General features: G+C 54.6%; 13 protein-coding genes and 5 pseudogenes. 10 read left to right on the top strand and 8 right to left on the bottom strand.

What is annotated here, in order from left to right; all coding sequences use genetic code 11:
- Nucleotides 1-13: 13 nt before the first annotated feature.
- From F8N44_RS13010 to morA, 4 genes are all read right to left on the bottom strand, one after another.
- Nucleotides 14-718: a FadR/GntR family transcriptional regulator gene (locus tag F8N44_RS13010; RefSeq protein WP_123448187.1), complete on the bottom strand. Its 705-nt coding sequence runs from the start codon at nucleotides 716-718 to the stop codon at nucleotides 14-16.
- A gap of 83 nt (nucleotides 719-801) precedes the next feature.
- Nucleotides 802-2,115, bottom strand: a complete 1,314-nt coding sequence (locus F8N44_RS13005; protein WP_110720273.1) for a C4-dicarboxylate transporter DctA — start codon at nucleotides 2,113-2,115, stop codon at nucleotides 802-804.
- Between the two features lie 336 nt (nucleotides 2,116-2,451).
- The gene (glyA, locus tag F8N44_RS13000; RefSeq protein WP_007909785.1) at nucleotides 2,452-3,705 is read right to left on the bottom strand and encodes a serine hydroxymethyltransferase; all 1,254 of its coding nucleotides are present in this window, start codon (nucleotides 3,703-3,705) and stop codon (nucleotides 2,452-2,454) included.
- A 239-nt stretch (nucleotides 3,706-3,944) separates the two neighbouring features.
- Nucleotides 3,945-7,793, bottom strand: a complete 3,849-nt coding sequence (gene morA / locus F8N44_RS12995) for a cyclic di-GMP receptor MorA (RefSeq protein WP_150650570.1) — start codon at nucleotides 7,791-7,793, stop codon at nucleotides 3,945-3,947.
- Nucleotides 7,794-8,553: 760 nt separating this feature from the next.
- Here morA and F8N44_RS32195 point away from each other — a divergent pair.
- Together F8N44_RS32195 and F8N44_RS12990 are read left to right on the top strand one after the other, a co-directional pair.
- Nucleotides 8,554-8,737, top strand: a pseudogene (locus F8N44_RS32195) (IS256-like element ISPa46 family transposase); the annotation flags it as partial.
- A gap of 6 nt (nucleotides 8,738-8,743) precedes the next feature.
- Nucleotides 8,744-9,511: pseudogene (locus tag F8N44_RS12990) on the top strand (IS3 family transposase); the annotation flags it as partial.
- A 44-nt stretch (nucleotides 9,512-9,555) separates the two neighbouring features.
- Here the strand turns inward: F8N44_RS12990 and F8N44_RS12985 are convergent.
- Nucleotides 9,556-9,786, bottom strand: a complete 231-nt coding sequence (locus tag F8N44_RS12985; RefSeq protein WP_054997666.1) for a helix-turn-helix domain-containing protein — start codon at nucleotides 9,784-9,786, stop codon at nucleotides 9,556-9,558.
- Between the two features lie 381 nt (nucleotides 9,787-10,167).
- Here F8N44_RS12985 and F8N44_RS32085 point away from each other — a divergent pair, with 381 nt between their 5' ends.
- The 4 genes and pseudogenes from F8N44_RS32085 to F8N44_RS31710 all read left to right on the top strand — a co-directional run.
- Nucleotides 10,168-10,602: a hypothetical protein gene (locus F8N44_RS32085; RefSeq protein ID WP_054997677.1), complete on the top strand. Its 435-nt coding sequence runs from the start codon at nucleotides 10,168-10,170 to the stop codon at nucleotides 10,600-10,602.
- 49 nt (nucleotides 10,603-10,651) lie between these two features.
- The gene (locus F8N44_RS12970; RefSeq protein WP_054997665.1) at nucleotides 10,652-11,413 is read left to right on the top strand and encodes an SIR2 family NAD-dependent protein deacylase; all 762 of its coding nucleotides are present in this window, start codon (nucleotides 10,652-10,654) and stop codon (nucleotides 11,411-11,413) included.
- A gap of 5 nt (nucleotides 11,414-11,418) precedes the next feature.
- Nucleotides 11,419-12,042: a BPSL0761 family protein gene (locus tag F8N44_RS12965; RefSeq protein ID WP_054997664.1), complete on the top strand. Its 624-nt coding sequence runs from the start codon at nucleotides 11,419-11,421 to the stop codon at nucleotides 12,040-12,042.
- A gap of 104 nt (nucleotides 12,043-12,146) precedes the next feature.
- Nucleotides 12,147-12,346: pseudogene (locus F8N44_RS31710) on the top strand (diguanylate cyclase); the annotation flags it as partial.
- An 87-nt stretch (nucleotides 12,347-12,433) separates the two neighbouring features.
- Here F8N44_RS31710 and F8N44_RS12955 read toward each other — a convergent pair.
- The 3 genes and pseudogenes from F8N44_RS12955 to F8N44_RS32190 all read right to left on the bottom strand — a co-directional run.
- Nucleotides 12,434-12,640: pseudogene (locus F8N44_RS12955) on the bottom strand (IS3 family transposase); the annotation flags it as partial.
- 95 nt (nucleotides 12,641-12,735) lie between these two features.
- Nucleotides 12,736-13,056: a hypothetical protein gene (locus F8N44_RS12950; RefSeq protein WP_150650569.1), complete on the bottom strand. Its 321-nt coding sequence runs from the start codon at nucleotides 13,054-13,056 to the stop codon at nucleotides 12,736-12,738.
- A 156-nt stretch (nucleotides 13,057-13,212) separates the two neighbouring features.
- Nucleotides 13,213-13,443: pseudogene (locus F8N44_RS32190) on the bottom strand (IS66 family transposase); the annotation flags it as partial.
- 432 nt (nucleotides 13,444-13,875) lie between these two features.
- On the opposite strand from F8N44_RS32190, the gene F8N44_RS12940 reads away from it, so the two are divergent.
- The 4 genes from F8N44_RS12940 to F8N44_RS12925 form a co-directional block, all read left to right on the top strand.
- Nucleotides 13,876-14,781 (top strand): DUF4007 family protein, encoded by a 906-nt coding sequence (locus tag F8N44_RS12940; RefSeq protein ID WP_147490901.1) that lies wholly within the window; start codon nucleotides 13,876-13,878, stop codon nucleotides 14,779-14,781.
- A complete protein-coding gene (locus F8N44_RS12935) occupies nucleotides 14,774-18,232 on the top strand; it encodes a hypothetical protein (protein WP_150650567.1) in 3,459 nt (1,152 codons plus the stop codon). The genes F8N44_RS12940 and F8N44_RS12935 overlap by 8 nt, the downstream gene beginning before the upstream one ends.
- A complete protein-coding gene (locus tag F8N44_RS12930; protein ID WP_054997661.1) occupies nucleotides 18,210-19,037 on the top strand; it encodes a phosphoadenosine phosphosulfate reductase family protein in 828 nt (275 codons plus the stop codon). Before F8N44_RS12935 ends, F8N44_RS12930 begins: the two co-directional genes overlap by 23 nt.
- Before the next feature lie 15 nt (nucleotides 19,038-19,052).
- On the top strand, nucleotides 19,053-20,834 hold a 1,782-nt coding region (locus tag F8N44_RS12925; protein ID WP_150650690.1), incomplete at its 3' end, for an ATP-binding protein.

Here is a 20,834-nt window from a genome sequence, read left to right as displayed (position 1 = left end):
TCTCCAATAGAAATCAGCGACTCAGGTTGTCTTCCGGAATATTCAACTCAATCCCCATGCGTTGGCCTTCGCGCAAAATGTGCCGACGCATTTCCGCACTGGCCTGGGCGCTGTTCTTGCTGCGGATGGCGCGGACCACCGCTTCGTTTTCTTCCAGCCGCTCGGCCAGATGCTCCGGCGAATTGCGCAGTACTTCGGCACTTTGCTTGAGGGCGTTGCTGGTCTGCTGCACGACGCTCTGGAAAATCGGGTTCGAAGTCAGGGTGAACAGCTCTTCGTGGAAGGCGATGTAGGCGCTGACGCCGGCGTCACTGTCGCCGGCCTCGAGGGCTTCGCGCATGTCCATCAGGGTCAGGCGCAATTGGCCGACTTCCTTGCTGCTGATCGACTGCGCGACCAAGCCAACGATGAACGGCTCAAGGGTGTAGCGCAGTTGCAGTACATCTTCGAGACTGGCACCGGCCACCGCGCTGTCGTGGCTTTGACTGTCGCTCAATTGCGCATCGAGCACGACCACGCCTTTGCCCGGCATCGAGCGGACGAGACCCAGGGTTTCCAGGACGATTACCGCTTCGCGCAGGCTCGGGCGGCTGATGCCCAGTTGTTCGGCCAGTTCACGCTGGCCCGGCAGCATGTCGCCGGAGCGCCACTGACCACGAGCCAAAGCGGCGCGCAGTTTTTCTACGACTGAGTTGACGACGGTTGATGTGGTAATCACTTGTCTTGCTCCATGTGCCTGTAGGGGCGCCGCAAACCGCGATCAAAAGATCGTCGCTTGCGGCAGCGCCGATAGGGTTGAAATCAGAACTCCTGCTGGTGCGCCGGAGTTGCTGTTTTACGCGGCTGAAAGGTGTAGCCCTGCTGACCGCTGAGTACTTTGTTGGCGCGTTGTACGTCGATGTCTTTTTCCCAACGGGCGATGGCGACGGTGGCGACGCAGTTGCCGATGAGATTGGTGAGTGCCCGGCCGATGCCCATGAACCAGTCCACCGCCAGCACCAGCACCAGACCGACCACCGGGATTGCCGGAATCGCTGTCAGCGTGGCCGCCAGAATTACCAGTGCCGACCCGGGAATGCCGTGGGCGCCTTTGGAAGTGATCAGCGACACCAGCAGAATCGTCAGCAAATCAGTCATCGCCAGCGGCGTGCCGGTGGCATTGGCGATGAAGACGATGGCCAAGGTCAGATAGATCGAGAAACCGTCGAGGTTGAACGAGTACCCGGTTGGAATCACCAGCCCTACGGTCGAGCTGCCGATGCCGAGGTGTTCAAGTTTGCGCATGATCTGTGGCAACACGGCATCGGACGAGGCGGTGCCCATGACGATCAGCAGTTCTTCACGCAGGTATTTGAGCAGCGGCCACATGCGCAGGCCGGAAGCACGCATCACCAGACCGAGAATCACGCTGACGAAAGCGATGCAGGTCAGGTAGAACAAACCGACCAGGCTACCCAGATGTTGCAGGGAGTCGAGGCCATATTTGCTGGTGGTGAAAGCGATGGCGCCGAACACGCCGATCGGTGCCAGACGCACGATCATGCCCATGATGCGGAAGATCACATGGCTCAGTTCGTTGATCAGTCGCGAGATCCCGGAAGCCGCTTCGCCGACCAGATTCAAGGCGCTGCCGAACAGCACCGAGAACAGCAGTACTTGCAGAATGTTGTTGTCGGCAAAGGCACCGATCACCGAAGTCGGGATCAGGTCCATGAGGAACTGCGTGGTGGTGTGCATGTGCTGGCTGCGTTCGGCGAGATCGCCCATGTCGGCTGCAGACAGTTGCTCCAGATGGATATTCGCGCCGCTGCCGATGCCGGTGCTGAAGGCGAACACCAGGCCTATCACCAAAGCGATGGTGGTCAACACTTCGAAGTAGATCACCGACTTGAGGCCGATGCGCCCGACCTTCTTCAGATCGCCCGCGCCGCTGATGCCGCTGACCACCACGCAGAACACGATGAGGCCGATAAGCATCTTGATCAGTTTGATGAAGCCGTCGCCGAGCGGTTTGAGCTGGGCCGAGTATTCAGGAAGGGTCAGCCCGCAGACGATGCCGAGCACCAGTCCGAGAACCACTTGGAGGAAGATTGAACGCGAGCACCATCTGAGCATGGGAGGAATCCTGGTCGGTGTCCTGACTGCCGTGCGCGTTGAGCGCATCAGATTCAGGACTTAATTATTGTGGTCTTACCGGTATGTCCAGTGCGGGTGCAGTCTACGCTCGGTTTTTTCGGGATGACAAGTGAAAACATGAAAATTGGCATGACCGGTCTGACCGGCGGCCATAGCCGCGTAGGAGCTGCCGAAGGCTGCGATCTTTTGATCTTGTTTTTAAGATCCAGATCAAAAGATCGCAGCCTTCGGCAGCTCCTACACGGGAAATCAGGGGCAAAAAAAAACCGGCCAATCACTTGGCCGGTTTTTCATGCTGCAGATTTAACGTCGCAATTAAGCGCCGTATACCGGCAGTTTCTTGCAGATGGCTTTGACTTTCTCACGAACGGCGTCGATCACCGCTTCGTTGTTCAGGTCCGCCAGGATGTCGCAGATCCAGCCGGCCAGCTCTTTGCACTCGGCTTGCTTGAAGCCGCGAGTGGTCACAGCCGGAGTACCGAAGCGCAGGCCGGAAGTGACGAACGGCGAGCGTGGATCGTTAGGCACGGAGTTCTTGTTCACGGTGATGAACGCTTTGCCCAGAGCGGCGTCGGCGTCTTTACCGGAGATGTCCTGCTTGATCAGCGACAGCAGGAACAGGTGGTTCTTGGTACCGCCCGACACTACGTCGAAACCGCGCTCGATGAACACTTCGGCCATGGCCTGGGCGTTCAGCACCACTTGTTCCTGGTAGGCCTTGAACTCAGGCTGCAGCGCTTCCTTGAAGCAGATTGCCTTGGCGGCGATCACGTGCTCCAGCGGGCCACCCTGGGCGCCCGGGAATACCGCGGAGTTCAGCTTCTTCTCGATGTCGGCGTTGGCGCGAGCCAGGATCAGGCCGCCACGTGGACCGCGCAGGGTCTTGTGCGTGGTGGTGGTCACGACGTCAGCGAAAGGCACCGGGTTCGGGTAAACACCCGCGGCAACCAGGCCGGCTACGTGAGCCATGTCGACGAACAGGTAAGCACCGACTTTGTCAGCAATGGCGCGGAAGCGTGGGAAGTCGAGAATCTGCGAGTAGGCAGAGAAACCGGCCACGATCATTTTCGGCTTGTGCTCAACTGCCAGACGCTCGACTTCGTCGTAGTCGATCAGGCCGTTGGCATCGATACCGTATTGAACGGCGTTGTACAGCTTGCCGGAGGAGGAAACGCTGGCGCCGTGGGTCAGGTGACCACCGTGGGCCAGGCTCATGCCCAGAATGGTGTCGCCACCTTGCAGCAGGGCCAGGTAGACCGCAGCGTTGGCTTGCGAACCGGCGTGCGGCTGAACGTTGGCGTAATCGGCGCCGAACAGTTCTTTGGCGCGGTCGATAGCCAGTTGCTCAACGATGTCGACGTACTCGCAACCACCGTAGTAACGCTTGCCTGGGTAGCCTTCAGCGTACTTGTTGGTCAGGACCGAGCCTTGAGCTTCCATCACCGCTGGGCTGGTGTAGTTTTCCGAAGCGATCAGCTCAATGTGTTCTTCCTGGCGCTGAGCTTCTTGCTCCATGGCGGCAAAAAGGTCGGCGTCGTACTTGGCAATAGTCAAATCACGGCTGAACATGGCGGTCCTCAAGGATCGGGGGCAGAAAAGGGGGGCATTCTAACCCAATGGGTTTTGGATGGCATATGAAACGACATCATGTCGCAGACAAGTGGCGTTCATGACAGATGTGCGGTGCTTTTGAAGGCCTCTTCGCGAGCAAGCTCGCTCCCACAGTAATCGAGGCAGGCCTGCGATTTTGTGATCGAAATCAATCCCTGTGGGAGCGAGCCTGCTCGCGAATGCCGCGCCGCCGATCTTCAGTCGAACATGAACAGCGCGTCATTGCTGAACTGCGCCTCAAACCGTCCCGCCGGCATCGGCCGCCCGAACAGATAGCCCTGAACCTCATCGCAACCATGTTCGCGCAAGAAGTCCAGTTGCTCATGGGTTTCCACACCCTCGGCGATCACCGCCAGATTCAGGCTATGGGCCATGGCGATGATCGCCCGGGCAATCTGCGCGTCTTGCTCACCGGACGGCAAGCCATCGACGAACGTGCGGTCGATCTTCAGCACGTCGATCGGGAATTGCTTGAGGTAGTTCAGCGATGAGTAGCCGGTGCCGAAGTCGTCGACCGCAATGCTCAGGCCGAGGTTTTTCAGCCCGGCGAGAATCTGCATGGCCTCGCTGACTTCGCGCATCAGGATACTTTCGGTCAGCTCCAGCTCCAGACACGCCGGCGGCAGGCCGGTTTCGCGCAGGATCGTCGCGATCCGCGTGCCGAGCTGGCCATCGGAGAACTGCCGCGCCGAGATGTTTACCGACACTTTCGGCACACGCACACGATTCTGGTGCCAGGTCTTCAACTGACGGCACGCCTCGCTGATCACCCAGTCGCCAACGTCTACCACCAGACCAAGCTCTTCCAGCACCGGAATGAAATCCCCCGGCGGCACCAGCCCACGGCGTGGATGACGCCAGCGCAGCAGCGCTTCAGCGCCGGTCAGACGCTTGCCGTCGCCGCTGAATTGCGGTTGGTAATACAGGACGAATTCGTTCTGTTCCAAGGCGTGGCGCAGGTCGCTTTCCAGTTCCAGACGCTCCAGCGCACTGGCGTTCATGTCGGCCTGATAGAACTGGAAGTTGTTCTTGCCGCGCTCCTTGGCGTGGTACATCGCGGTGTCGGCGTTTTTCATCAACTGGCTGAGCTCGTTGCCGTCCTGCGGACTCAGGGCGATGCCGATACTGGCGGTGACAAAGAACTCGCGACCCTCGAGTACAAATGGCCGCACCAGGCTGCCGAGGATCTGCTCGGCGACATGAATCGCCCGGTTCAGCGCCATTTCGCGGCTGGAACGATGTTGCAGCAACAGCGTGAATTCGTCGCCGCCCATGCGCGCCACGGTGTCGTCATCGTCGACACAGGCCAGCAGGCGCGTGGCCATGTCTTTGAGCATGCGGTCGCCGGCGGCGTGGCCGAGGGAGTCGTTGATCGGTTTGAAACGGTCGAGGTCGAGGAACATCAGCACCACCCACGACTTCTGCCGTTCGGCCGATTGCAGCGCGGTGTGCAGGCGATCCTGGAACAGCGTGCGGTTCGGCAAATGGGTCAGGGCGTCGTAATAGGCGAGGCGGTGAATCCGCTGTTCGCTGGCCTTGCGCTCGCTGATGTCGCTGAAGAAGCACACGTAACTGGCCAGATCGCCTTCGTCGTCAAGCACCGCGGTGATGCCGACCCACGCCGGGTAATGCTCGCCGTTACGACGCTTGAGCCAGACTTCGCCTTCCCAGGTGCTGTGTTGATGCAGTTGTTTGAGTACGTAGCGCAGATGCGCGTCTTGCTGTTCGTCGACCGTGAGCATGTTCGGCAACTGGTCGAGCACTTCGCCCACCGCGTAACCGCTGACGCGGCTGAAAGCCTCGTTGGCCTGAACGATGTAGCCGGCCGGATCGGTGATCAGAATCGCCGAGGTCGAATGCTCGAAAACCGTGGCGGCCATGCGCAGGTCTTTTTCGGCGCGGCGCTGCTGACTGATGTCGCGACCGACGCCGAGCACGCCTTCGAACGCGCCATGTTCGTCCCACACCAGCACCAGACGCAGCTCGATCGGGATCTTGCGGCCATCGGCACGCAAGCAGTCGAACAGGAACAATTGCGTCTGCACCTGATTGCGCAACACCGCCAGTTGCTCGGGTTTGTCCAGCGCCTTGCTGACGCGATCCATCAGCGTGTAGATGCCGCTCAGTTGCTGCGGGTTGGCGATGGTCGATTGCCAGCCGTTCTGGAAAATCCACTCGGCGTCGTAACCCAGTACAGCCTGCACCGACGGGCTGACGTAGTTCAGCGAGAGCTTGCTGTCGGTGGAGAAAATCACGTCGCTGATGCTTTCGGCGAGCATGCGATAGCGCTGCTCACTGTCGCGCAGGGATTCGCTGGCTTCGATCTGTTCGGTGATGTCCTTGGCCACGCCGATAATTCGCGTGACCTGATCGTGTTTGTCACGGGCCAGGGCCTGTTCGCGAATATCGAAACGCCGCCATTTGCCGTCGCGATGGCGGAAGCGCAGCTGGCATTGCAGCAACTGGCTGTAACCGGCGTGGCGCTGCATCTGCCGCGAACGATGGTAGTAGTCGGCGTCTTCCGGGTGCAGCAGGATCTCCCAGAAGTACTCGCCCATCTGATGCAATTCGGTGCGGTTGTAGCCGAGGGTCTGGCCGAGGTGGTGGTTGCTGAAAATCATCCGCTGGCTGATCACGTCCTGCACATACAGATGATCCGGCACGGTGCGCACTACGTCCGACCAGAAGCCTTCGCGTTCGAGCAGCGACAGTTCGATCAGCTTGCGGCTGGTGATGTCGTTGATGCTGAGGATCACTGCTTTGTAGTCGTGCTGCTCGGTCGGCAGGCGCAACACCATCCACAGGTGTTGATCACGGCCATTGATGTCCGGCAGTTTGATTTCCAGCTCCAGCTGCTTTTGTTGCTGCAGCACGGCATCGAGGACTTGATTGCCGATCGCGCACTGGCGGTGCGGATGGCCGTCGATCAACAGCTGCCAGGCGTGCTCGCAAGAGTTGACGTTGAGCAGTTGCAATGCGACCTGGTTGACCTCGGTGACGCGCAGTTCCTGCAGCAGTTGCTGGCGTTGCTGCGGTTGGTCGAGCCAGGCCTTGAGCTGGTCGCTGGTCTGGATCTGCGCCTTGTCGAAGACCTGCTTCAGACCGGACAGATCGAGCACACAGAGGGCCACGCCGGTGCCTTCGAAAATGTCCTGATAACGGCGGCGACCCTCATGTAACTGGCGCTGACGGCGGCGCATGTTCAACAGCGCAATCACCGGCAGCATTGAGAACGCCAGGCCCAACAGGCATTTGCCGATAAATGCCGGCAGCAATTCTTCCAGCACGCGCTGGCGGTCGAACAGGCCACGCAACTGCCAGTCGCTGCTACTCAGTGGCACGGTCAGTACGGTGTTGGCCAGATCGTCCGGGGTCAGTACGCCGGGTTTGGCTGCAGGCAGCGCTTCATCGCGGCTGATGATCTGATGGTTGATGCGGTTTTCCACCAGCCACAACGGGCGGATGCCGGTTTCGCCCTGTTTGGTCAGCGAGTCGAAAAACGTTGGGGTCAGGCGCAAGGCCCAATAGCCGCGGGTGCTGCCGCTGGCCTGATGGAGTAATAGATGCACCACCGAGCCGTCATCGGCGTTGCTGAAATAATGCGCCTGGGCGCGACTGCGGCGCACCAGTTCGGTCAGGTAGTTGGCGTCGTCGCTGTCGACGGCGCTGTCGCTGATAATCCGCCCGGAAGGGCTGAGCAACGCCATGCTGCGCAGATCGGGCAGCGACTGCTGAAGCTTGCGCAGCAGCGCCTGCTGTTCGTCGGCTGATTGCGGCTGTTCGACGATCGGTAGCAGATTGAGGGCGATTTGCGCGTTCAGCGCCATGTTCAGGCTGACCTGCGAGGCGAGGTCGGCGGTGTAGTCGATGGTGTACTGACGCTGGTTTTTCTGGGTTTCGCGCAGTTGATCGAGCAGTTGCCAGAACAGCAGCGCCAGCAACAAAAGCACGAGTGTCGCCAGCGCACCCTTTAATGTACCGCGCAGGGACGAGCCGGGCGCCGGTGGGGTGCTGCTCACAGAAGCTGGCGGAGTGACATTGGACAAGCTGTAATCCTGCGGTTTGGCTGGACTGGCGCGACGTGCACTATAAGCCGGACGCCCAAAGGGCGGCTAGCATGCCTTGAGTCGTGGCGAAGTGCCAGCCCCGCGCGGCTGGACTGCCTTCCGTCATTAAGGTAGCTTTGCCGGTTACGCGGGAGCCCAGACACTGTTAAAACTACTGCGCTCGGAAATACTGCGTTGAAAACAGGCTCGGACTGCTCATTTACAACCCGTAAAGTCGAGCGCGACTCCGACCGGTCCTCGCCTGTTTTCGCCTTGTCTTTCCTTCGCTCGTTACGTTTTAACAGCGTCTGGTCCAGCTCCTAGACTCAGACTTTTTCAGCGCGCACGCATTGATAACCATCAAGTGAACGACGCGCATGGTCTGGCCGGGCTTCGCCTGCGCTGCAATCATTCATCTGTCACTGACCCAAGGTTCTCCATGGCTCAATACGGTTATCTGCCTTATTAACTTTTAGTCGTGTTTTACGATCTGCAGTCGGTCCCTCATGGCCACTAGCTTTCGAGCCTGTCCAGCATCTTTTTCTTCTCAAACCTGTGTCAGGGAGGAGATATTGGTTAGCTTTTGCTGATTTTGGGTCAAATCTAGACTCCAAAACTTAACTTTTTTGTAAGTGTTCCTATGATCGCTTCTTGTCAAGGCATGAGACGTCCGATTTTTTGTGTCACCGGCTGATGAGCGACACTGTCGCTACGAACTGCAGACACCATGAGCAAGGCGTAACACTTCATCACTGAGGAGATGCTGAGTCAGCTCTTGGCTAACTATCAGGAGTCTGAAAACCTGGTCGATGCTGACGGCATCCTCAACCAACTGATCAAAATTGACCAAGATACTGGCCGAGCGCGCACTGGATGCGCGACTGACCTACCATCTAGGCCATGGCAAGCATCAACCTATCAGCAACCCAGCTGGCAACCCCCGCTGCCGGAAACGTCGGTATCCGAATGCCGAACGGGTGGTTTTGCGCAGCCGCGTGATCGAGCTGCTTACGCAAAGCCGAAGCGATGCGGGCAGCCGGAGCATCATGCTGATGATGAAAGAGGACGGCATGCAGATCGGGCGATTCAAGGTACGTAGGTTGATGCGCGAGATGAACTTGATCAGCAAACAGCCGGGCTCCCATGCCTACAAAAAGGCTACCGTGGAGCGGCCTGATATCCCGAACGTGCTTGATCGAGAGTTCAATATTACATCCCCGAACAAGGTCTGGTGCGGTGACATTACGTACGTCTGGGCTGAAGGCCGATGGCACTATCTGGCGGCTGTCATCGACCTTTGTGCCCGTCGTGTTGTAGGTTGGGCGTTCTCATCCACGCCCGACGCCGACTTGGTAATCAAGGCATTGGACATGGCGTACGAGCAGCGTGGCAGGCCGCAAAACGTATTGTTTTACAGCCACTAGGGCAGCCAATATGGCAGCCGGGGTTTCCGTCAGAGACTGTGGCGATACCGCTTCACACAGAGCATGAGTCGTCGCGGCAAGTGCCATGATAATGCGCCGATGGAACGACTATTTCGCAGCCTAAAAAGTGAATGGATACCGACAGTGGGCTACATGAGCGCTGCGCTAGCGCAACAGGATATCGGCCGGTTCCTGATGGAGCGATACAACTGGCGGCGACCGTATAAGTTCAACGAAGGGCTAGCGCCTGCGGTCGCTGAGGAAAAACTCAATTCAGTGTCCGGGATCAGTTGACCACTACACTAGTAACTTCAAACCTGTTTAAGCGCCATGGTCGATCAGGCGGGATGCAGCTCTGAAACCTGAGGCAGTAGGCCGGATGGGTCGCATGCAAGCACACCTGCGATGCGATAAAGCTTCTCGACTGTAATATTTACTTCGCCACGCTCGATCCGGCCCATATAGCTGCGGTCGATATTGCAGGCCAGCGCCAGTGCATCCTGAGAAATCTGGCAGGTTTTCCTCTGCGTTCGGATGCGTCTCCCTAACGCTTTCGCCAACTTGTCCATGACCGTCTCAATTCCACTTGAGGCGGGACTATCCTGCGTTTGCGGACACACGAGCCACGGACTATAATCCGTATTTTTTGAAATCCACTCCTTTGGTACCTCAATGAAATCAGCCTCGTTCCATCTTTGACAGGCGTCTGTATGAGCTGCTTCAGGAGGAAAGGCGTACACGATTCACGACTCGTGAATTGCGGGATGCTTACGCCAAGCGTCTGGATGACATGAGTCTTCGTATCACCGATGTGCTGCGCTACCCATTGTTTTTCCACAAAGTGGATACATGCGGCGCCGACTGAATTGGGAGTGGCTTAGCAATTGATATACGTACTTGACCCTGCAGAACGGACTGTCTCCACCAGGACACACTGTGAGTTGGAGGGCATGGTTTTTCTCTTGACTATCTCCTCCACTCAGACCGGGATGTGTGATCGCGCTGCAATGGTCAGTTGCGCGTATGAGCTTCAGCATTACATGACTGCCGCCTCGAATGTGGAGATCAGCCATGTCCAAATGCTTTGTCCACCAGCGATCAGCCGCTCTGGCAAATGGAGCCTCGAGGATCTAGATCGAATCACTTGTTTCCAAGGCATCGCAACTGAGGACAGTGCTGTGGTGTATCGCACCTCGCAAGGCGTTTACAAAATGGGGGATCTAGACCTTCGCAGGAAGAAAACATCACGGGTATGGTTCTCGAAAAAGCGGCTAGAAAATCACCAGCCCAGAATGTCGGAGCCAGCCCATAAGTCCGCAGCTCACCAGATGTACGCTCCCCTTTACCTTAAGCCAGCACCAGTTTTTAGGTCGAATAGTCAATGATGCTTGCCAGATTCGTCCGTCTTTGCCGGGTCAGTACTGAGGATATTCTGTGCCTGAATTTAGAAACGCTGCGAAGGCCTTGTCGGACGCCCTAGAGATCGTCGTCTTCACGGGTGCGGGAATCTCTGCTGAAAGTGGCATCCCCACGTACGGCGATCCATTGACCGGTATTTGGGCTTCATACGATCCGCGCAATATGGAAACAGCCAAGGCCTTTCGTGAAAATCCTCCGTTGGTATGGGGGTGGTACCTATGGCGGCGCCAACAGGTCTCTAATGCCACCCCCAATGCTGCACATCTCGCGGTGAGCCGATTGGCCAAATCGGGGTATAACGTCTCCGTGATCACTCAAAACGTCGATGACTTGCATGAGCGAGCGGGATCCGTGGATGTACTGCATCTACACGGGAGCCTTTCTGCGCCAAAGTGCTTTGCATGCCATCGAACGGCAGCAGTACCTCCATCGCAGGTGACTTCTCTTATCGGTGGCGAGCTCGAACCGCCACGGTGTGTCAGGTGCAACGGGAAGTTACGCCCTGGCGTAGTTTGGTACGGCGAGGACTTGCCTTCAGACGTTTGGAAGTCGGCAATCGCCTCGGTGAAGAGCTGCGACGTTCTGATCTCCGTGGGTACATCTGGAATCGTTACGCCCGCAGCTGACATCCCCAGGACTGCCCTGTCGTATGGTGCGACGGTGATTCACGTCAACACGGAGGATGTCAGCACCGGCGCGCAGAATGAACTCATGCTGATTGGGAAGGCGACCGAAGTCTTCAAGAGACTGTGCGCCCTCCTACCGAGTGGGGAGTAAGCACTATGACCACTGCCTATGAGCGGACACGCAGCGTAATTGAAACGGGCGGATTTTTGGCGAGGATTTCCCGAGATAAAACCTTGCCCGACTACGTCCGCGAGCAAGCCAGGCAGTTGCTGCGTCACTACCCCACGGCAGAAGCTGTAAGACTGGCTGGGCGATGCGAAGCGATCAGGCAGGATGAAGTTTCAAAGCTCTCTGGCAGTCCGAGAGCACTGCATCCCGCACTTTCGACCTGGCCTCTTCTTGATCCTTTCTTCTACGACCCTACAATCCACGATGCTTCTCACCCGAGTGCTCCACCGGTTGTGGCTGGCTATACCGCGCTGCAACCCAGCCCTCGCACAGAGGAAAGTATGGTGGCCGCCAGCTTTCGAATATTGGGGCTGGTTGCACCCGCAGGCACGGGCTGCTTGAGCATTGAACACCGCTGCTTCACATCAGCTCGAGCGCTGGTTCTCTCCCGCGCCACTGTGGTGTTGGGGTCACCATCAAGAGCCCGTGACTGGTTTGAGGGTCGCATCCGTAGCTTGGATAAGCAGCTGCCCTGCACGCTGATGAACAACGTTCACGAACTCACTCTGGTCATGGACACTCTTTTCCGCCTCGAGCACGGAATCTTCTGATAAGCCTCTTGCTTGCGATGCTTACTGTCCAAGTGTGCGTGGAATCCGCATGCTCCCTGGCCGCTGCCGCAACGTCTCGAAGATCGGGCCCCGCAACGCATGGAGGCTTACTGCGCACTTTTTTGGAGATGTTGTCGAGACGGCTCGTTGGGCTGATTGGTACGGTCGGCGCTGGAGGCACCTATCAGGGATGGAAAACCGTGATGAGGCTTTTTGGAAGCTATTGGACGATTACCGTGTGTTCGCTGTCTTCGACGAAATCCATCATTGCGTTTGTTACAACACACTCTTAAGCAATGCTTGGTGTTGGTGCTGATACGATTTTGACCCAGCGGTGTTGCCGCTGACCGAAAACTGACCCGGTGGGGATGCGGACAAAAACCTGGACTGGTTATGCCGCGTGGCCCAGTATCTGACGATACTCAATGGGGCCTGAGAGCGCCGCGGGGAATTTTGATACGTTTCTCGTTGTACCAGCGAATGCATGAATCCAAGGCCTGAATGAACGGCTCTATGCTCTTTGACTGCCAATTGCCAGGATGAACAGTTCCGTTTTCAGCCGGCCGAAGATGCCTTCACAAGCCGCGTTGTCAGGCGATACAGTGACCCCTCGGATCGTTAGCTTAGTTATGCCAATCGTCCAGACAAAGAAAAGCCCGCTGGGTGCGGGCCTTGGTATGCGCTGGAAATTAACTACCATGTGGCTGCATCAGGGATGTGCTGCAGTTCGAACGACATACAGTCTTCGACCTCGGAAACGCCTTCTGGATCCGTACGCCATGCGTCTTGAACATCTGATCCATTCACGCCAATGGTGACGTTCAAAAGCCAAGTGAAGGTGCCGTGATCGGTGTGAGCGGACAAGGTCACATTCCACTCCTCGTCGTCTTCTTTGTACTGAGCGGGTGCGTTGAGGACCCACTCGCCTTCTGTCAGATCGCTTGAATCTAGGCGGTATTCATCATCCTCTACCTTGTAGGAGACATCACCGGACGCTGAAATTTGTAGGCCCATAAATTTTCCTGTTTATGTTTGAGGTTAGCTTGCAGGTGATGGGGAACTGTACCCTCCTCATCCTCTTGCAAATTATACGCGATCGGTCTGTCGCAAAGAAATGTCAGCCTCTCTGTAATCGTCCAACCAATCCATCTTGTGTGACTAGAGCGGACGTCATATGTGCGGCAGATGCCCCTCCATCTCACTCTCTCGTTGCGTCGGCAAGCGCGTCAGTAAATCTTTGAGGTAGGCATACCTGGGTGAACCTCATCATCTCTGCTGCTCCTGTCCGGCTTCAAATGGCCCTGTCATAAAGGTGGCGCGACAGCGCTGCTAGCGTTTCAGACTGTAATCGAGTGCTCTGCTGACGACGGGTCCTTCTGGAACTAGGTCGCTGTGGGCGAGAAAATTATGCTCGCCAGCCGTCTAGGTAGACAGGAGTCGACCGCGTGACCTGCTGTCAAGTCAGCTATCAGTGGCAATGGTGCCAAGCCTGAGGACGAGACTGGCCTAACGGACAAAAGACAGGGGAAATGAGCACCTTTAGGAGGCGCTCCCCCTGTGTTAGGTCTCTCAATAAAGTATCATACGAGTATTGATAAAGCCTGCCACGAGGCTTGGGGTAAGTAGGATGAAGGTTTTGTTTGACACCCGCAGGATCCAGAAGCTAGGGCGCGTTTCGCTTAGCGAGCAATTGCTGAGGAATGCCGGCCTACACGAAGGCGACCAAGTAGATATCTACTTTGATGCCGCCACGAAACGCATCATTATCGAGCCTGCAGCTCAGAGCAACGACCAAGCTGCTTCGGAGAAAATGGCACCAGGGAGGAAAGGTTGATGTCGAGTATTCAACGACGAGATGAGCGCTTCTCGGGACATGAGTCCTTCGTTTGCCGTTACGGATGGCTGCCAAAGCTACATCAAGCAATTATCAACAATCCCCTTGCGCTGAAAGATGAAGCTCAGGCGACGATTACGTTGGGCATTGGCCGCAACATGGTCAAGTCGATTCAATTCTGGGGTGAGGCTTTCGGGATAGTCGATGGTCGCGATTCTTCTGGCCTGCAATCCGGCCCGATTGGAAGCTTGCTGCTTTCGAAAGATGGTTGGGACCCTTTCCTCGAACAGCCTGAGTCGCTTTGGCTGCTTCACTGGTGGATTTCATCTCACGCGGAGATTGCAGTTTGGAACTTGGTCTTCGGGAGCGCAATGTATTCCCGTTTTGATCGAAAGACTCTCATCGCGGGTCTCGTGGATCAGGCATCCGCTAGCAACAAAAAGCTGGCGGTCTCCACCCTTGAGCAGCATTCAAGCATTTTCCTGCATTCGTACAAGCGGGAAGAGTCTGCAGGTGATGATACCTCGTGGTGCCCACTGCAAGATTTGGGACTTTTTGAAGAGGTCACTGCCGACGACGGCAGAACTGTTTACCTGGTAGGTAGAAATGCGCCCTTAGGTCTGTCTCCAAGAGTTTTCCTTTTTTCCTTGATTGATTACTTCGAGCGTCAAAATACCAACTCTCTCAGTCTCACCAAGATTGTTCATGGTGAATTCAGTCCCGGTAGCGTTTTCAGGTTGGATAACTTTCAAGTGAGTAGCTTGTTAGAAGGTGTAGAAAAAGAGTTTGGTGGTGTTGTGCGATTTATTGATACCGCTGATACCCAGCAAATCATTCTGGATACTACTTTCGCGCCCGCTTGGGCTGATTGCTTGCTGGGTGTGGGAGAAGAATCGAATGTCTGATCGACTGATAGATCATCTTGAGCTGGACTCCAAATTCCTGCGCTCCATTTCGCTGACTAGAGATTTGCGGTCACAAGATTCGCTCGATAGTTATCTGATCACTCCTGCTGTCTTGGCAGTGCTTCGCCAGATTGGCGGTGCGTTGAAGTCGGGAAGCGCACAACGCGCCTGGAAACTCATTGGGCCCTATGGCAGTGGTAAGTCGGCGTTAGGGTTGCTGCTAGCCCGTTTGTTAGAAGGGCAAAAGAGCTCTCATGCAATTTACAAACAGCTCATTGAGGCCTCTACAGAAGTCGCTGAGCTTTTCCCACAAGGGCAAAATCGCTTTGCACTGGCAATAAGCGGTTCGCGCGTATCGTTGGGTGACGCGTTAGCACAGTCTATTCTTGACGCACTTGAGCACCTGCCAAAAAGCAAGCTGGCTACTGAGCTTAAGCGCCAGTTGGATACGAAAGCTCAGACCTATCGTGACGTACCCCTTAACGCAGCGACGAGTAGATTGCTGAATGACTTTGTTCTAATCACCAAAGGTGCTGGATGTTCCGGTGTCCTATTGCTGATTGACGAGCTTGGCAAATTCATCGAGTACGCAGCTCTAAATCCGGAAGCCGGCGATTTGATGTCTTTGCAGCAAATCGCTGAGGTCGCATCTCATCCTAAGGACGATGGTCTACTAGTCATATCAATGCTGCACCAGCACTTTGATGCTTATGCCACAGGTGTAGGTCGGACACTTTCCGATGAGTGGCATAAGGTCTCAGCACGCTTCGATGAAGTGCCTTTTGATGAGCCGGTCGAGCGGTATGCGCATTTCGCTCTTCATGCCCTAGGCGCGGATGAAACCATTACTGAGTCGGTTACCCTGAAAAAAGATGCCCGGAGCATCTACAAGCAAGCAATTGATTTCAACTTTTTCCGCGGAACTGGTGAGAGTGAGCTGTTCTCTCAGGCAGAGCGCCTGTACCCATTGCACCCAGCAGCTCTGGCTTGCTTAGCGGTCATATCTAAGCGATTTGGTCAGAGCGAGCGTTCATTTCACGCATTCATGCGTGGATATGAGTCCGGAGCACTGAGAGACTTCGCGGAGCGTAATATTGTCGATCATTCTTCTTGGTATGGAATGAGCGAGCTTTTTGACTACCTCACGACAGGGGTAGGGCTTCGCTTCCGTGATCTTGAAGCTGAGCGACGCTGGGATTTCGCTCGCTCTGTCGTAGAGCGTAATGACGCGGAGATGACGGCGTTACAGCTTGAATTACTCAAGTCGATTGCCGTCATCGAGCTGGTCGCTCAAGTCCTCCATGTGGTGTTGACCGTTGAGCTCCTTAGATTTGCTATGGGGGAAGACCTTGGAGCTATCTCCGAAGCTTTGAGTGAGCTAACTGCCAAAAGAATCCTAGTACATCGTCCTGCGAGTCATGATTATGGTTTTGCCGTCAGTCACGCTATCAACGTCGAGGCTTTATACGAGGAAACGATGCAGCGCTCTGCTGATGAACTGATGTTCAATGGCGTTTCACAAGCCCTATCTGAAAGAAGCGTTATTGCAAGTCGTCACTATCAGCAGACAGGAACAATCCGCTCGGTAAGAGTGACTGCAGGCACGTCGGATAGAATTGCGCAGTCGATCGGTGTTCATGGTCGCCATGATGGCAGTGTGGGGCTGATATTCGCAGACGCCGAATCGTCTGCTTTAGTCGGTGCTGCTGAAGAGGTAGCTCGCTCTACTGACGACGTTTTATCGCTTACCGCAATTGTCAAAGTCGGTCCGGATGAGCGAAATGCTCTCATTGAATACTCCCGCTGGTTGATGGTTCATGACCAGGTCAAGCTTAGTCATTTAGATCCCTGGACTGAGCGTTATGTCGAGTCGAGGTTCAGTACGGCACGTGAGCGTGTTAGCCGACTGGTCTTGGCATTGCTGAACCGGCAAGCAAAAGGGTCCTCCGGTATGCAGTATTGGCATAAAGGCAAGGTGATCGCCGATAGCGGAGCAATGAACCTTAGTCAAGCCGCCTCTTGGCTGTTCGATAAGGTTTACGAGGCGGCTCCGACGATCAATAACGAATTGATCAACAAAGAGAAGCCTTCATCTGCAATCAATGCAGCTCGGCAGCGTCTATTTGACCTGCTGGATAAAAAGGTTGATTCAGAGCTGCTAGGTATCGTCGACTTCCCACCCGAACGATTGCTCTACAGCTCTCTGCTTCAATCCACTGGACTGCATCAGAAAGGGGCTGGCGGCCGTTGGTTGTTAACGGCACCGGACGGTAATTCTCCTGCCGGCATACGTAAAGTTTGGGCGGAGCTTGATAAGCAACTGATGATTGACGGGCAGGTCACTTTTGCTGAGGTCATTTCCAGTCTGGCACTTCCGCCGCTAGGGGTCCGAAGTGGGCCGGCCAGCGTGTGGTTCATGGTTTACCTTCTTGTTAACAAGGAATCGTGCGCGATTTTCGAACGAGGAAGTCTGATCCTAGAGTTGACCTCCGATCATCAGCAACGGATGTTCAGAAGCCCTCACACCTTTAGCTTCCGCCGCTTCGACATTGCAGCAGAGCGCAAAGACCTGATCAAAGATTATGCAAAGGCATTTGGAGCGGTAGGTGTGCAGTTGGGGTTGAACGCATCTTACCTGGATGCTGCGCGGGAGCTGATCCGCTGGTACGGGCGTCTTCCGCAATATTCGCAAGAGACACTGCGACTTACAAACCAAACCAAAGCCCTTCGCGACGTAATTAAAAGAGCAACCGACCCAGTTTCGTTGCTCGCCGTTGATATGCCGCGCGTGGTGAAGGCTGGGAAGGGGAAGGACGCTAGTAGCTTCCCCGATCTGCTGGCGAAAAGCCTCACTGAGCTTGGTATGGCATACCGACGGTTGCAGGATGAGGTTAGCTTTTCCATGGCGCAGGCTTTTGAGATCACAGGCCCTCTGAAGGCCCTTCGATCGCAGCTCCAGGAAGAGTGCGCTGATACTGCGCAGTCTCTTGCCGAGGTAGATCTTAAAGCCTTCATCATGCGCTGTTCGGACATCACCTTGACTGACGACAAGTGGATGGATTCCATTGCGAGTGTTGTCGTTCATAGACCCTTAGATATCTGGAAAGACAGTGACGCTCCGATATTTGCGGAGTCCGTTCTTGAGCTATGCGGGCGCTACAAGCGCTGGCTTAGGGTAGCTATGCGTAAAGGCGAGTTTGAGCGTCAAGCGCAACGCTTCGTCGGGGTGACTTTGACTCTCCCCAGCGGCGAAGAAGCAGCGATGCTATTGACCTCTGATCATGAGACCAAGATCATGGCTAATGGCCTGCTAGAGACTCTCACTAAGCAAGTGGGCGGCAATTTGAATTTGGCCGCTTCAGCCCTTGCTCAAGCGTTGCTGCAATTGCAGCAGGGCTCCACTGAACACGATGAGAATGAGCTAAGCGATGAGCAACGAACCGCAGGTTAGACATATCCTTAGCCTCTCAGGGGGCAAGGACAGCGCAGCGCTGGCGATTTACATGCGAGATCGTGTGCCAGAAATGGAATACATCTTCAGCGATACCGGCAAAGAGTTACCAGAGACGTATGACTATCTGCAGCGTCTGGAAAATTACCTCGGGAAGCCGTTGCATCGTTTGAACGCTGACCTAGGCTTCGATCACTGGTATGACATGTATGGAGGGATGATTCCCTCCAATCATCGTCGTTGGTGCACGAAGATGCTCAAGCTTAAGCCTTTTGAGGATTTCTGCGGCGACCAACCAATAATCAACTACGTTGGGCTCCGTGCTGATGAAAACCGCACGGGGTACATCAGCCATAAGACAAATATCGAAGCTGTGTACCCGTTCCAGGAGGACGGGCTAATCCTGCGCGATATTGAAGAGATTCTACGAGTTTCTGGGGTTGGGATGCCCCCTTACACGAAATGGGGAAGAACCCGCTCTGGATGCTACTTTTGCTTCTATCAGCAAAAAATCGAGTGGGTGAAGTTAAAAGAAACACATCCCGATTTGTACGAGAAAGCTAAAGAGTATGAAGTGCCCTTTGAAAAAACAGGTAACTTCTTTACTTGGAGCCAAGGTGAAAGCCTTGCGGAGCTTGAACAACCGGAGCGTATGGCTCAGATTAAGCGTGATCATGCGCTTCGCGTGGAAAGAATGGCTCAGCGGAAGGATAATTCAACACTGATTGCGGTTTTTTCCGAGCTTGACTCAACTGAGGCTCCAGATGACGATGATGATCAGGGATGCTTGGTATGCTCGCTTTAGACGAAGGAATGTAATATGTCATTCAAAGTGAAGGCTAGAGTCTTGCTGGAGCTAGGAGCAGAGCTTATCAGTTCTGATGGAGTAGCACTTTACGAGCTGATTAAAAACTCCATAGATGCCGGGACTCCAAAAATTGAAGTGCGTATAAACGTCGCATTAACCGCTTCTGGATATCAGGCTCTTGTATCTAGTATCAAAAATGGACAGGAAGATTTTATTCCCGATACGCTGCTTATAAGTAATCTAACCCGTTTTTTTGAACCAAGTACACCTCTTGCTATTCGAGAGTCGTTGGTGCAGAAGCTGTCAGGGCTTAATCGTACTGATTCTTTAGTCGCTCTTAGGGATTTTTATTGCCAGCACTCTTATATTGAGGTGGAGGACTGGGGAAGCGGGATGACACACGCTGACTTAGATAAAAATTTCTTGACCATAGGTACGCCGCATAGAGCAAGCGAGCGGCTAGTGGGCGAAGATTCCGAGGGAAAGCGTCCTATATTAGGTGAAAAAGGAATCGGTAGACTTTCCGCGATGCGACTCGGAGAGAAGTTAGAGCTAATTACTGGCACAAAAAAAGACACTAATTGGTCGAATCTGTTCGTAGACTGGAAGATACTTGGTGATAATATTGACCTCGATCTCGGTGCGTTTAGTGTAAAGGCTGAAAAAGGCAAGAAGAAGAACAGTGTAAAACCCAATGGCACTCTAATTCGAATTAGTGACATACGAAGTGATTGGTCATTCCAAAGAGTTTCCCAAGTTTCTAAATCCGAACTGTCTAAGCTTCAAGACCCTTTTGATCTTGAGGCATCTGTACTCGATTTAAGAATTAGCTTTAATGGAAAAGATGTCGATGTGATCGAGGAAATGAATCCGGATTGGCTGGCCGGATGGCACGGGTATTTTAAGATTGATTTTTCCTATAGAGACAACAATGGAGTGAGAGAGCCTGTTATTAAAGGCATCGCAAAGTTCAGAGTTCCAGAAAAGGATGGCCAGAATGTTGAGGACGAGTTGATCGATTCTGGGGAGATATATTCTGCAGGTGATGATTTATATAGCCTTCTTGCAGATATAGATCAGCCTTTGTATAAGGGCGGTACGGAAAATGGCCCAGCACGATTTGCGGGGATCCAAACGTTAGGCGAGTTTAGCGCTGTCGGTTACTGGTTTAATAGGCAGAGAAAGAGGAGGGAGCTACCTACCGAGAAATACAACGAGTTTGGTGAGTGGCTCTCTCAGTGGGCCGGTGGCTTGTTAATGTACAGGGATGGCTATCGAGTTTATCCTTATGCAGATCCCGATGACGACTGGCTTCAGCTGGATCAGAAAGCTCTCAAGCAGCGTTCTTTTAAGCTCAACCGAGGCCAATTTGTCGGTCGAGTGAAAATTAGTTCACGAGATAACCCTTTTCTGAAAGATCAAACCAACAGACAAGGTCTTTGTGACTCACCAGAGCAAAAAAAACTTGTTCAATGCCTTCAATATGTAATATGGAAAGAGCTCGGAGCCCTTGTTAAAAAATATGAGCTAAAAAGTACCTCCAAGTCTATGTCCAGTATAAAGGAGATAGATAATAAGGTTAAAGAAAGCTCCAAAGACGCTAGGGCTCAACTTCGTGAGTTAGCAAGGCAGCTTCCAGATGAAGAGAAAACAGTGCACGCTCTTCGCGGCTACGTAGAGGAGTTAGAAGCAGCTTGGTCTAAAGCTAAAACTACGATTCGAAAGCAGCAAGATCAGTCGGATGTCTACCTTCATCTTGCTGGCGCTGGAATGCTCATGGAGTTCGTAGTTCAT

The organism is Pseudomonas fluorescens (assembly GCF_902497745.1).
GTDB lineage: Bacteria > Pseudomonadota > Gammaproteobacteria > Pseudomonadales > Pseudomonadaceae > Aquipseudomonas > Aquipseudomonas fluorescens_BM.
Note: the sequence above shows the minus strand (reverse complement) of the source record. Positions and strands in the feature narration are given on the sequence as shown.